This is a genomic window from Macrococcus epidermidis (genome assembly GCF_024205965.1).
GTDB lineage: Bacteria > Bacillota > Bacilli > Staphylococcales > Staphylococcaceae > Macrococcoides > Macrococcoides epidermidis.
The window spans coordinates 735,910-750,091 of the sequence record NZ_CP073819.1 but is presented as its reverse complement, the minus strand read 5'-3'; the positions used below and the strand labels follow the sequence as shown (position 1 = coordinate 750,091).

Below are 14,182 nucleotides of genomic sequence, written 5' to 3'. Positions count from 1 at the left end.
TATTTTATTAGGGGATACCCCTAAGTGAATCCAATTCTTTTAACACATTAATCAAATACACAATTTGTATACTTTCACTAATTATTTCACGTTATACAACATAATTTAATTATAACCATAAAAGTCATTAAAACAAAAATATTACGCATATAACTTAAATTATGTAACTGGTAAAGTCTGTTGTTTAATTTGTTTCACCAGCCAATGCGCTACAGTTGAATCAATAATTAAAATCGTATGTTTGGGTGCAACATTTAAATATGCTTCAATCGCATATTGTTTAGTACTTCCACCTGCAACTGCGATAATTTTCATAGATTCATTTAAATCTTCTAGTTGAATACCGACCGTTCTAACTTTATGGACGACTTCACCAGCTGCATCAAAGTAATAACCGAATGCTTCTGCGACAGCATTCTTTTGTTTTAAAATTTCGAAATCATTACTAGATGAATGTCTACGCTTTGCCATCTTCATCGCATCCCCGATACCATGAATTAAAATGTTTGCATTTTTAATATGATCGAGTACACGCTTTACAGATGGTTCATTGACAAGTGTATTATATGCTTCTTCACTTACCTGGTCAGGTACATATAATACTTCAAATTGACATTTCCCGTGTTCAGCCATTTGCTGAACAATTGCATTCGCTTGAAAAGACAAGTCTTCACCTAATCCACCTCGGGCAGGTGTGAAGATAACGCGCTTATTGAGCGGTTTTAACTGATTCGCTACGCTGAGCATCGTTGAACCACCAGTTACAGATACGATATCACCGTTAATCACTAATCTTTGTAAAACATTACTAGCTGCTTCACCAAGTCTGTTCTTAACAACTTCATCAGTATCTACATTACCATTCACTACAATCACTTCTTCTAAACCATAATATTGTTTGATTTGTTGAGATAAACTTTCTAATGCTGCATAACCTTCCATTAAAGATTGAAGATCTGCAAGTACGTCTATCCCTTCATCAGTAATTGTCATACCTTTAGATGAAATATTAACTAAACCTTGTACTTTCAATAAATCAATCTCAGTTCGGAGTACTCTTTCAGTAATCAAAAGAATATCACTTAAAGATCTACGACCAATCGGTTGATGAAGATGAATCGTATCTAAGATTAAATAACGGCGATACATCTTTTCAATTAAATCGGGAATCAGTAATTGTTGAACCTTTAATAAATGATTCATATGACTCCTCCTTTAATCGATAACAATTAGTTGGACTAAATACGACCCACATGGGTCAAAAACTAACTAACGTTACAATGCAATAATAACAAGACTAAAAAAGTTTTGCAAGTAATTAGAAAACTTAAAAACGTTTACATTTTATATTATTTTAATCTATTTATATTTACTTTGAAAATAATCAATAATTGTTACAAAATCGACATTACCTTCCTGTATTGTTGCACCAGTATCTTTATCGATCAACACAGGTACACTTAAACAATATAATTCATTAAGCTTATCATCTTGCTGAATATTAACTTCAGTCACATTAATATCGATATCTTCCTGTGCAAATGAAATCTGAAGCTTTGCATCATCACATAAATTACAGTTTGGTTGTGTATAAAAAATAATATGTTCCATAATGACCTACCTTTATATTTTAATAAGCGTCTTTTATTGTTATTTAATGTTTATTCTTTAATATTCATTTTTTCGATTCATTTTTTATTATTTATTATTTGTAAATTAATAAACCTCATAGCACTTCACTATCAATATGTAATATCTACTATTATAATGAATAACAAGTAAATTAAAAAATTTTATAATACAGTTTCAAATCTTTGACTATATTTGACGTTATAGTGTATATTATTTTTAACAGTAAACAAGGAGGCAATAAATTATGAATTTAATTCCAACAGTTATCGAATCAACTAACAGAGGTGAGCGTGCTTATGACATTTATTCTCGCTTACTTAAAGATAGAATCATTATGCTAGGATCTGCTATTGATGATAATGTAGCAAATTCAATTATTTCTCAGTTATTATTCTTACAAGCACAGGACGCTGAGAAAGACATCTACCTATACATCAATTCACCAGGTGGAAGTGTCACTGCTGGTATGGCAATCTATGATACGATGCAACATATTAAACCAGATGTTCAAACGATTTGTATTGGTATGGCTGCATCAATGGGTTCATTCTTATTAGCAGCAGGTGCAAAAGGGAAACGTTTTGCATTACCTAATGCAGAAGTAATGATTCATCAACCTTTAGGCGGTGCGCAAGGTCAAGCAACTGAAATTGAAATTGCAGCACGTCATATTTTAAAAACACGTGAAAAACTTAATCGTATTCTTTCTGAACGTACAGGTCAACCTGTTGAAAAAATTGAAAAAGATACTGATCGAGATAATTTCCTATCTGCTGATGAAGCTAAAGAATATGGATTAATTGATGAAGTTATGCATCCTATTGATGAGAAGAAATAATCAGAATATAGGTACAGATTATTAACTGAATAAATTATTTATACTAAGCACTTAGACATTTGTATGTCTAAGTGCTTTTTCATTTTTATGTGAATCTATTTCTTATATTAAAATAACAAATAGATTAATAAGATTAACGCAAATAGTAACCATTCCTAACAGTAATCAATCCTATTAGGAATAGTTACTATTTAGACAAAGTAATTTACAAAACTTTTACACAATCACACTCATTTATTTACAAAATTTTGATAAATTTAGATTGCATTAAAAAACTATTAACTTTTTGGAGGATTATCATGAAGAAAATCAACAAAGTATTAGCTACTACTTTAACTGCTGGTTTATTAGCAACATCTCTGCCAGTAACTGATGCATCACACACTGCAAAAGCTGCAACAAAAGTATGTAAGGCAAGTTCAAAACCTAAAAACGTTATCTTTATGATCGGAGACGGAATGGGTCCATCTTTCGTTGCTGCTCATAGATATATGCGTGACAATGCCGCTACTAAGAAGTTAGACAGAATTTCATTCGATGACTATTTATTAGGTGCACAAACTACAATTGCGGATGATGAACATCAAAATATTACGGATTCTGCTTCTGCTGCAACAGCAATGAGTGCTGGTATTAAAACTTACAATAATGCAATCGCAGTAGACGTTAATAAGAAAGAAGTTAAAACAGTATTAGAGCAAGCTAAAGCAAAAGGTAAATCAACTGGTTTAGTTGCAACAAGTGAAGTAACACATGCAACTCCAGCTGCATTTGGTGCGCATGATGAGTCTCGTAAAAACATGGCTGCAATCGCTGATGACTACTTTGATGAAATGATTAACAAACAACATAAAGTTGATGTAATCTTAGGCGGCGGCAGAGATTATTTCGAGCGTGAAGACCGTAACTTAATTAAAGAATTCCAAAAAGATGGATACAAATTTGTATCAAACAAAAAATGGTTAAAGAAAGTTTCAAGCAACTCTAAACAAAAGAAAGTTATCGGCTTATTCTCTCCTGGTGGAATGCCAAAAATGATCGACCGTGATAAAAATATGCCATCATTAAAAGATATGACAAATACAGCACTTAAAAAATTAGGTTCTAACAAAAAAGGATTCTTCTTAATGGTAGAAGGTTCTCAAATTGACTGGGCTGGTCATGCAAATGATATCACTGGTGCAATGAGTGAAATGCAAGATTTCGATGCTGCATTCCAGGAAGCAATTAAATACGCTAAAACTGACTGTAATACATTAGTTATCGCAACAGCTGACCACTCTACTGGTGGTTTATCAATGGGACAAGGTGGAGAATATAACTTCTTCGTAGATCCAATCAAAAAGATGAAACATACACCTGAATATTTACGTGCTCAAATGATGAAAGATGGCGCTGACATCGATGCTATCATTAAAGACAATATCGGTTTCGAATTAGAAGCTGAAGAAATTCAAGCTATTAAAGATGCAGTAGCTTCTAAAGAAGCTGTGAAGATTGAAGACGCTATCGAAAAACCTGTAAACAAAAGAAGTTTTACTGGTTGGACAACTGGCGGACACACTGGTGAAGACGTATACATTTACGGATATGGACCAGGTAGTGAACAATGGCGTGGTAGCATGGATAATACAGATAACGCGAAACGCATCTTTAAATTCTTCAAATAGTCAACTTATTTAAAGAATATCCAGGCACAAATTGTGTCTGGATATATTTTTTTATACTTAAATCAGAAGGAGTTTTAAAATGAAATCTCTATCTACATTATTCTTATCTACTACACTTTTGTTAACTGCATGTAATGCAGATCATTCCTCTCAAGTTAAAAAAGAAACGTCTACAGAAAGTACTACTGATACAAAATCAAATATAGATAAGTCTAGCAATTCAGCAAATAAAAACATTAAACCTTATACAGAGCAGCAAGCTAAAAAAATATTTGGTTCCGTTGAAAAATTAAGACCAGGAAAAATAAAAAAATATCCGGTTAAAGGTGTAGAATCAAAAACCATTAGTAAAGTGATCAAAGTTAAAGATAATGACACAATCATCTATTCAGAAGATACAGGGCACGGAATTCCAACGATACCTGCAGGTGAAAACCATGAATTTACGGCTATTTCTGAAGTAACATATAAGGATCTAAAAATGTATATGCTGCAGGATGGTCGCTTTATTACTGCTGATCCAAAGCATGTTGAAATTGTTAGTAGCGATAAATCAGCACATTTTTATCCAAAGTTTGAAATGCACGAAGAAGATTATAAATATTTAGATACGCTAAATAAAAATGATAAAGATTATATAGCTTATGAGAATTATGCAAAAAAATTCGGCGCAACGCAATACGACAGTAAACGTGAATTATTAATGTTTACAGCAATTCATCAGGTTAATAATGAAACAGAAGGAAGTTTTGTAATAGAAGATACTCCTTTTAAATCATTTGAAAACTTCAAAAGTTCCAAATAGGAATCTTTACAATTTATTAATATGAAATTTACTGCTTAGAAATAAATCCTTTACATTATACTGATATATTAAAGCTATCAAATATTAGGAGGATTTATCCACATGGTTAATTTCAAGTCAATTGCAGCATCAACTTTAATCGCAACAACAGTAGCTTCAACAGTAATCCCTTTCAATGCAACAACTGCTGACGCAGCGACAGCAAAGAAAGCAACTTGTTCTAAAACACCTAAAAATGTAATCTTAATGATTGGTGATGGTATGGGGATATCACAATTAGGTGCTTACCGCTACTACAAAGACAATGAAAAAACACCTGGTTTAGACAAAATTTTCTTTGATCAATATTTAGTAGGTTCTCAATTAACAATCAGTGACGATGAAAAATTAAACATCACTGATTCAGGTGCTGCTGGTTCTGCATTAGCAACAGGTGTAAGAACTTACAATGGGGCAATTTCAGTTGATAAAAACAAAAAACCTGTTGAAACTGTATTAGAAGCTTATAAAAAAGCAGGTCGTTCAACTGGTTTACTTGCAACAAGTGAGTTAACACACGCAACACCTGCAGTATTTGCTGCGCATAATGAATCTCGTAAAAATGAAATGGATATTGCTAAGCAAATGTCTCGTACTGTAAAAGTAGGAAAATACAAACGCCCAATCGTTGATGTCATGCTTGGTGGGGGTGTTGATTTCTTCAAACAAAAAGATGAAAACGGTAAAGTGACTTTAGACTTAGTAAAAACTTTAGAAAAACGTTCTAAATTTAAATACGTTACAACACGTGATGCAATGTTAAAAGAAAAAGCATCTAAATCAAGTCGTTTAATTGGTTTATTCGCTCCATCTGCGATGAGTAAAGACATCGATCGTCCAGCTGAAGAGCCTTCTTTAAAAGAAATGACAGATACTGCAATCAGCAAGTTATCTAAAAACAAAAAAGGTTTCTTCTTAATGGTAGAAGGGTCTCAACCTGACTGGTCAGGTCATGCTAATGACTTAACTGGTATGATGAGTGAAATTGCTGCTTTCGATAAAGCATACCAATCAGCTGTAAATTATGCTAAAAAAGATTGTAATACATTAGTAATTGCTTTAGCTGACCACGCTACTGGTGGTTTATCAGTAGGTACAGGTGATAAATATGAATTCCATCCAAAAGTAGTTAACAATATGAAGATGACTGCTGAAGGTTTAACAGCTAAATTAATTGAAGACGGGGCTAATATTGAAAAATTAATCTCTGATAACATCAAATTTGAAGATTTATCTGCTGAAGAGCGTCAAGCAATCGTCAATGCTGCAACAGCAAAAGACGAAACAGCAACATTAAAAGCAATCAATAAAGTTGTAGACGTTCGTGCAAATGCTGGATGGGGATCATTAGTTCATACTGGTGAAGAAATCCATGTTTACGCATATGGCCCAGGTAAAGAGAAATTTGCAGGTGTTCAACATAATATCCAAAATGCTACGAACATCAAATCATTCTTAAAGAAATAATAATAGAACGAATGAAACCGGATGAGCAACATTGCTCATCCGGTTTATTTTATTTCTTCAATTCAATTGACTCTCCTGAACGTAGTTTATCAGCTATTTCATCTAGTTTTCTTAGACGATGATTCACGCCTGATTTAGATATAACACCTGTAGAAACCATTTCACCTAATTCCTTAAGTGATATGTCCTGATGTAATACCCTTAGACGTGCTATTTCTCTAAGTCGCTCCGGTAATTCATCGATTCCAATTTCCTGGTCGATTAATTTAATATTCTCTACTTGTCTCATCGCTGCGCTGATTGTTTTATTTAAATTTGCTGTTTCACAATTCACAAGACGATTAACAGAGTTACGCATATCTCGTACAATTCTTACATCTTCAAACTTTAATAGCGCCTGATAGCCACCAATGATACTGAGAAATTCAGAAATCTTCTCTGCTTCTTTTAAATATGAAATATAACCTTTTTTACGTTCTAAAGTTTTTGCGTTTAATTCATATTCATTCATTAATGCTGTTAAACCAAGTGAGTGGCTTTCATATAAAGAAAATATTTCAAGATGGTAAGAAGATGTCTCAGGATTATTAACTGATCCCCCTGCCAAAAAAGCACCGCGTAAATAGCTGCGTTTACAGCATTCATCTGATACTAAAGACTTATCGACAATTTGTTTAAACTCACCATCAGTTAATATTTTAAGTTCGTCCAGAATTTCTTTCGTTTTCATTTTTATTCTACAGATATAGACATTATTTTTTTTAAGTTTCATCTTCTTACGAACGAGCAATTCAATATCTACACCAAAGATTTTCTTCGTTAAACTATATACTCGTCTTGCAATCGCAGCATTTTCAGATTGAACATTGATTACCCATTTCATGTTCTGAATGCTCAAATTGCCATTCATACGAATTAGCGCTGATAATTCTGCTTTACTACAGCACATATCTGTTTCAATCCGCGTTAATTCATTTTTCATTTCTGAGGCAAAAGACATATTACTCGCCTTCTTTCTGGTTAAACTCTATTGTACTGATTTCACTTAATGCAAGTTCATATATCATATCAGCGAGGATTTCATTATTATGACGTACAATACCGTCTAAATTGATATCAACAAGTTCGTTATCAGTAATCAGTTCAATGCCCATTTTTCGGATGCTATCATAATCGCAATGAACAAAAGTCGAATTGTTTCGTGCATAGTTATCATGAATTTTATTATCAAATGTAGTATCATTTGCAATAACAAATTGTATAAATGGCTGCCCAACATGCTTATGAATCGCTTCAATATGATCACCGACTGTATAATCAATCGTTTCACCGCGTTGTGTCATAATATTAGAGACATAAAGTTTTTTAGCATCACTTTTAACAATCGCTTCAGCAAGTTCATCCAAAACTAAATTCGGGATGATACTTGTATATAGACTACCTGGTCCCATTACAATCAAATCAGATTCAAGTAAAGCTTCTACCGCTTCTTTCATCGGTTTAATGTTTGAAGGTGTCAAAAATACACTTTCAATTTTTTTATCTTTTAAAGGTATTAAAGATTCTCCGACTACAATTTCTCCGTCCTCCATAATTGCATTGAGAATAGGGCTCGTATTTGTAGAAGGTATTACTGTACCTTTAACATTTAATATTTTGCTCAGCTCTTTGACCGCATGCCCAAAATCACTTGTTACATCTGTCATTGCAGCAAGCATCAAATTTCCAACTGGATGCCCACCTAAAGTTTCATCATTAAAACGATACTGAAACAATTTCTCAAGCATCGGCTCCACATCGCTTAATGCTGCAAGTACATTACGCACATCTCCAGGTGCGGGTATATCCATGACATCACGAATTTTACCAGTACTTCCACCATCATCTGCTACTGTTACAATTGCCGTTATTTCTACAGGATAATGCTTTAAACCTCTCGCCATTACGGATAATCCTGTACCACCGCCAATCAGACAAATCTTAAGCCTTCTCATCAATGATTCCTTCTATTAATGCATCTCTGTGGCGAGTATTCAATTCAAAATCAAAGAAATCTATAAGTTCATTGCTAATACGTTCTGCTAAAGCAACAGAACGGTGTTGACCACCTGTACATCCAATCGCAATTACAACTTGTGACTTTCCTTCACGCATATATCCAGGAATTACAAATTTCAATAAGTCCATCAGCTTCGTATAGAATATTTCAGTTTCTTTCCATTTCATCACATAATCATAAACACGTGCATCCATTCCAGTTAAAGGACGAAGTTCCTCAATATAATAAGGATTCGGTAAAAATCGTACATCAAATACAATATCTGCATCTATTGGCACACCATGTTTGAAACCAAAACTCATCACATTGATAGAAAATATATTATCTTTTCCAGAGCCGAATAATTCAATCACTTTTGAACGTAATTCTTTAGGCTTAAAATCTGATGAATCAACAATATGGGTTGCAACGCCTCTTAAATCTGCTAGCAATCTGCGTTCTTCATTTATTGCTTCTAAAGGTGTTCCACCAGATGAAATAGGATGCGTTCGACGTGTCGCTTTATAACGCGAAACAAGTACATTATCATTTGCTTCAATAAATAATACCTGAACGAGTATATCTGTTAAATTTGTTATATTTTGAAGTTCTTCACGTAAATTGTCGAAAAAATCTTTACCACGTAAATCTACACCTAATGCAACACGTGAAAGTGACTGATTATTATCCTGCATCAATTCAACAAATTTAGGTAATAATATTGGCGGTAGATTATCAACACAGAAATAACCTAGATCTTCTAAACACTGAATAGCAACAGATTTTCCAGCGCCGCTCATTCCTGTTACAACGACTAATTTTTTAAAATTTTCTTCATTATTCACTGAAATCCCCCTCAAAAAGCTATTACTTCTATAATACATGAATTCATAAAAATAGACACGCGAATGCGTATCTATTTTCTGGTTATCATTAGTCGTTTAAAGATTCAATATAGTGTTGTGCATTTTGTGCGGCAATACTACCATCACCTGTTGCAGTAACAATTTGTCTTAATTTTTTAACACGTACATCTCCTGCAGCATAAATGCCAGGAATGCTTGTTTCCATTTCATCATTTGTAATAATGTATCCTACTTCATCAGTAATACCTAAATCTAAAAATGGTTTCGTTAATGGCTGCATACCGATATATATGAACACACCGTCTGTTGGTACAGTTGATTCAACACCATCATTATCAACTAACGTTACAGAACTCACTTTTGTATCTCCGTTAATTGATTTTAATGTTGAATTCCAGATGAAATCAACTTTTTCATTTTTAAAGGCACGATCCTGTAAGATTTTTTGTGCTCTTAATTTATCTCTACGATGGACGATTGTAACTTTGTCTGCAAACTTAGTTAAGTATACACCTTCTTCAACTGCAGAATCTCCACCACCGATAACGATTAAGTGTTTCTGTTTAAAGAATGCTCCGTCACATACAGCACAATATGAAACGCCTCGGCCACCTAATTCCTGTTCACCAGGTACACCAATCTTTTTATATTCAGCACCAGTTGCTATGATTAGTACTTTTGCTTTTAATTGTTTCTCACCTAGATCGATAATTTTCATATCTCCGTCTAATGTTACAGATTTAATATCTCCATATGCATATTCAGCACCAAATTTTTGCGCATGATTAAACATTTTTGTAGATAAATCTGGTCCAGTGATTAAATCAAATCCAGGAAAGTTTTCTACATCTGCTGTGTTTGCCATTTGTCCACCTGGCATACCACGTTCAATCATAATTGTTGATAGATTAGCTCGCGATGCATAAACTGCTGCAGTCATTCCTGCAGGGCCTGCACCAACGATTACTACATCATATTCTTTTATTTCAGTCATTTTCTTACCTCCATTATTTCAATTCGTAAGTTCAATATACAACAACTTATTAATTTTAAATATTATTTTGCTTAAAGGCATCATATACTTTTACAAAATGATAACGCGTCGTATTAAATTTTTCGATAACTTCTCGCTTAGTTATTTTATCATTCGACATCCTCATATATAAGAAGTAACATACTGCAGTGTATGCCTGGATATTTTTCAGATCCATCTTAGCATCAATAATTGCTTCAGCTTTTTCAATCCAATAATCAAATAAAGCAATATCATATACTTCATCGAATAACACTTTCAATCCTTTATGGATAAAATCAAGTTTTATTAGATTAATATTATGAAAGATATATGAAAGGTAGAGCTTTTCAAAGTCAGGCATACCTTCTAGAATTTCCCATACTTTACGATTGATAATAAGTGTCTTATCATTCATCTGCGAAATTAAAAAGATGCCGATCAAACGATGATTGCAATCGATATGTTCAAGAAAGGGTAAAATTTCATCACTCAAATATTGTTGGCCATCATAAATTTGTCTCGGACTAGGTCCTGGATTCTGTACCATTTCAGTAAGATTTGCCCACAATTGATCAGACTGACTGTGATGACCTAAAGCAAAACTATTAAAACTAAGTGCGTGTAACATTTGACTATTCACAAATTTACCCTTTTTGTACAATGGTAAAAGTAAATCTTGAGATGATTCAAATTTTTTCAGGAAACTTAGCACGATACCTAGCTTAAACTTCTCTTCATCATTAATCGGTACAATTTTTTTAAGACGTTTTAAATATAATTCATACTGTTCTGTTTGATTCGTATTATATAGCAGTAGAGTATAATGACAAAGTGCATGTATATCTGTCGCATCTTCATATAATAGCTGCTCTAATATCGCGCCACTTTCCTTGTATTGTCCGATAAAAAGTAAAGTCATCGCTTTTAAATTACGTATTTCTGAACGTTCCTGTATATCAACAGGCTGATAATTAATCCAGTCCAGCGCTAATTCATAATGAAAGTTCTGAAAGAAATTCTGAAAGATATAGTGCACAACAAAACTTTCACTTTCACTTTCAACCTTTGATTGATCTTCGTAAAATACTTCAAACAATGTCTGTAGTTCATCAAGATATGAAATATCATCTGAATGCAAGCAGTAGTACATACCAAATAAAAAAGCCTTATTAGGATCGCGACGTTTTACGAACAGTTGACTGAGTTCATAAAACACATCTATACAATCAAAATCCGTACTTAAATACTTAATTAACGTTTGTTCTGCATCATCAAACTTACCAATCATCTGTAAACATTCTGATAAGCTTTTATTTACTTTCCATTTGTTTTCTTTTTGAAGGGATTTTATATAAAATGAGATGGCTTCATCATATGATTGCTGGCTCTGTTTTTTTAAACCGATCTTATAAAATTCATCATCATTACTAGGAAATTTTATAATGTTATCCATCCATCACACCCCTTTTTATGTCGATACTTCAATTATACCTTATTTTTAATAATCATTGGATTACCATATGCAAATGAATTTTCCGGCACATCTTTGGACACGAGTGTCATCGCTCCAATGATTGCATTATCACCGATTGTTACGCCAGGTAATACGAGTGCATTAGCACCTATTAATACATTTGATCCGATTTCAATATTTCCAATACGATACTCGTCGATTAAATATTCGTGTGTTAACAAAGTAGCATTGTAGCCTATTACTGAATTATCACCGATTGTAATTCTTTCAGGAAACATCAAGTCAGGCATCGCTTTATATGCAATTGAAGTTTTATTGCCGATTTTCATACCGAGAAATATACGATATAAATGACGTTTTAATTTAACTGAAGGACATATTCTGCCACTTTCTATCACAACAAAATTCTTGGCTACTTTAATAAATGAAACTGTGCGATACATATGCCATAAAGGATTAACTCCATTTGATCTAATGCTTGACGTTTTGCGCATCACTTGAACTCCTCATCGGAAAATTAACGTCTTTATATTTAGGCAATTGATATTTAAAATTACGATAAATCCATATCGCAAGTGCAGCAATGATAATCGTAATTGAAATCATCTGTGCAATTCTTAAATGTTCCGTTAACATTAAACTGTCCGTACGCATACCTTCGATGAAAAAACGTCCGATTGAATACCAAATGGCATAGCTAAGTAACGTCTGGCCAATCTTCAAATGTTTGCGGAGTAATAATAAAATAACAAAACCCGTGAAATTCCATATCGATTCATAAAGAAAAGTAGGATGATAATAAACGCCGTCTATCTTCATGTTGTTAATGATGAATTCAGGTATATGAAGTTGCTTTAAGAAACTTCTTGATACTTCCCCACCATGCGCCTCCTGATTCATAAAATTCCCCCAGCGTCCGATTGCCTGACCAAGAATAATACTTGGTGCTGCAATATCACCAAGCTGGAAAAATGATACATGCTTCTTGCGTGTTAAAAAGTAAGCCATCCCAAGTGCTCCAATCAAGCCACCATGTATCGCTATACCACCATTCATAATCATCGGTATCTCAGACAGATGTTCTTTATAATATGACCATTCAAATACAACATAATAGATTCTCGCACAAATTATGCCCGAAATTACTGAACTGATCACAATATCTATCAGCGTATTTTCAGGAAAATGCTTCTTTTCTGTTTCACGTTGTGCGAGTAGATATCCAAGTAATATACCTACCGCTATAATGACGCCATACCAGCGAATTTGTATCGGACCAAGCTCTAGTGCTATAGGGTTAAGCGTTAACAGCATTTTAAATCTCCTTTAATGATTGATTTTTAATTTGTGCATTTAACCTGTCATTAAAATCTTTTGCAGTATTTGTACCCATCTTATTTAATCGATAATTCATCGCTGCAACTTCGATTATAACAGCTAAGTTACGTCCAGGTCTTACCGGTACAGTTTTCTTTGTAATCTTAGAGTCAAGTATCGTTAATGTTTCTTCTACTAAACCCACACGATCATACGTTTTATCTTTCGCCCAGAATTCAAGATTGACATTTAACATTAGTCTTTTTTCAGGTAATACACTACCAGCTCCAAAAAGTGTCATGACATTGATAATACCTAAGCCACGAATTTCAAGCAGATGTTCAATAAGTTTCGGTGCTTTTCCCATTAAAACATTTCTTGAAATTTCTTTAATTTCAACATTGTCATCAGCAACCAATCTATGTCCACGTTTAACAAGCTCCAATGCCGTTTCACTTTTCCCTACACCAGAATCACCCGTGATGAGTACACCGACTCCGTATACATCAACCAAAACACCATGAAGACTTGTTTCAGGTGCGAGCTCTCTTTCCAGGAATGAAGAAATTTTATTGATTAAACTTGTCGTAACATCACTACTACTTAACAATGGTGTTCCTTTACGGTTACAAGCATCCACTAGTTCTTCAGGCGCATCAATATCTCGCGTTAAAATAATACAAGGTGTTTCTTTTCTACATAGTTTTTGCATACGTTCTCTTCTGTCTTCTTTACTCAATGTTTCGAAAAACGACATTTCAGTTGTTCCGAGCACCTGTATTCTATCAGAAGAATAATGTGAAAAGAATCCTGCCATTTCTAATCCTGGTCTCGATATATTCGTATTGATAATAGGAATTTCTATCGCTACATTACCTGCAATAATTTCTAAGTCAAACTTCTCGATCAATTCTATACTTGTTATCATGTTAAACCTCCATCATCCAATACTTTCATATTAAATAACTTTACGCAATAATACAATTTAAAACGACAAAGAGACACTGACAAATTCATGTCA

General features: G+C 33.5%; 14 protein-coding genes. 4 read left to right on the top strand and 10 right to left on the bottom strand.

Translation table 11 applies throughout. The features are described 5' to 3' along the window. Positions 1–159 precede the first annotated feature (159 nt). Entirely contained in the window at positions 160–1,203 is a 1,044-nt protein-coding gene (locus KFV12_RS04010) for a sugar-binding transcriptional regulator (RefSeq protein WP_111714313.1), read from the bottom strand. Between the two features lie 156 nt (positions 1,204–1,359). Then, on the bottom strand, positions 1,360–1,611 hold the full coding sequence (locus KFV12_RS04005) for a glutaredoxin family protein (protein WP_254257361.1): 252 nt from the start codon (positions 1,609–1,611) through the stop codon (positions 1,360–1,362). A gap of 265 nt (positions 1,612–1,876) precedes the next feature. On the opposite strand from KFV12_RS04005, the gene clpP reads away from it, so the two are divergent. From clpP to KFV12_RS03985, 4 genes are all read left to right on the top strand, one after another. After that, a complete protein-coding gene (gene clpP, locus KFV12_RS04000; protein WP_099580368.1) occupies positions 1,877–2,470 on the top strand; it encodes an ATP-dependent Clp endopeptidase proteolytic subunit ClpP in 594 nt (197 codons plus the stop codon). A 299-nt stretch (positions 2,471–2,769) separates the two neighbouring features. Continuing rightward, positions 2,770–4,140: an alkaline phosphatase gene (locus KFV12_RS03995; RefSeq protein ID WP_367304766.1), complete on the top strand. Its 1,371-nt coding sequence runs from the start codon at positions 2,770–2,772 to the stop codon at positions 4,138–4,140. Positions 4,141–4,219: 79 nt separating this feature from the next. Then, a complete protein-coding gene (locus KFV12_RS03990; protein ID WP_111714310.1) occupies positions 4,220–4,945 on the top strand; it encodes a hypothetical protein in 726 nt (241 codons plus the stop codon). Positions 4,946–5,047: 102 nt separating this feature from the next. Then, a complete protein-coding gene (locus KFV12_RS03985) occupies positions 5,048–6,451 on the top strand; it encodes an alkaline phosphatase (RefSeq protein ID WP_254257360.1) in 1,404 nt (467 codons plus the stop codon). Positions 6,452–6,500: 49 nt separating this feature from the next. Here the strand turns inward: KFV12_RS03985 and whiA are convergent, their stop codons facing one another. From whiA to hprK, 8 genes are read right to left on the bottom strand one after another with little or no spacing between them, the layout of a single operon-like run. After that, positions 6,501–7,451: a DNA-binding protein WhiA gene (gene whiA, locus KFV12_RS03980; RefSeq protein ID WP_111714308.1), complete on the bottom strand. Its 951-nt coding sequence runs from the start codon at positions 7,449–7,451 to the stop codon at positions 6,501–6,503. A gap of 1 nt (position 7,452) precedes the next feature. Beyond that, a complete protein-coding gene (locus KFV12_RS03975) occupies positions 7,453–8,445 on the bottom strand; it encodes a gluconeogenesis factor YvcK family protein (protein WP_111714307.1) in 993 nt (330 codons plus the stop codon). Then, complete coding sequence (gene rapZ, locus KFV12_RS03970) at positions 8,432–9,373, bottom strand: RNase adapter RapZ (protein ID WP_111714306.1); 942 nt, start codon at positions 9,371–9,373, stop codon at positions 8,432–8,434. Before rapZ ends, KFV12_RS03975 begins: the two co-directional genes overlap by 14 nt. A 49-nt stretch (positions 9,374–9,422) precedes the next feature. Continuing rightward, complete coding sequence (gene trxB, locus KFV12_RS03965) at positions 9,423–10,349, bottom strand: thioredoxin-disulfide reductase (RefSeq protein WP_254257359.1); 927 nt, start codon at positions 10,347–10,349, stop codon at positions 9,423–9,425. A 55-nt stretch (positions 10,350–10,404) separates the two neighbouring features. Next, positions 10,405–11,823, bottom strand: coding sequence for a tetratricopeptide repeat protein (locus tag KFV12_RS03960; protein ID WP_254257358.1), 1,419 nt, complete (start codon positions 11,821–11,823; stop codon positions 10,405–10,407). A gap of 32 nt (positions 11,824–11,855) precedes the next feature. Then, complete coding sequence (locus tag KFV12_RS03955; RefSeq protein ID WP_111714303.1) at positions 11,856–12,338, bottom strand: acyltransferase; 483 nt, start codon at positions 12,336–12,338, stop codon at positions 11,856–11,858. After that, a complete protein-coding gene (lgt, locus tag KFV12_RS03950; protein ID WP_254257357.1) occupies positions 12,316–13,158 on the bottom strand; it encodes a prolipoprotein diacylglyceryl transferase in 843 nt (280 codons plus the stop codon). Before lgt ends, KFV12_RS03955 begins: the two co-directional genes overlap by 23 nt. 1 nt (position 13,159) lies before the next feature. After that, positions 13,160–14,089 (bottom strand): HPr(Ser) kinase/phosphatase, encoded by a 930-nt coding sequence (hprK, locus tag KFV12_RS03945; protein ID WP_111714301.1) that lies wholly within the window; start codon positions 14,087–14,089, stop codon positions 13,160–13,162. Between the last annotated feature and the right edge of the window lie 93 nt (positions 14,090–14,182).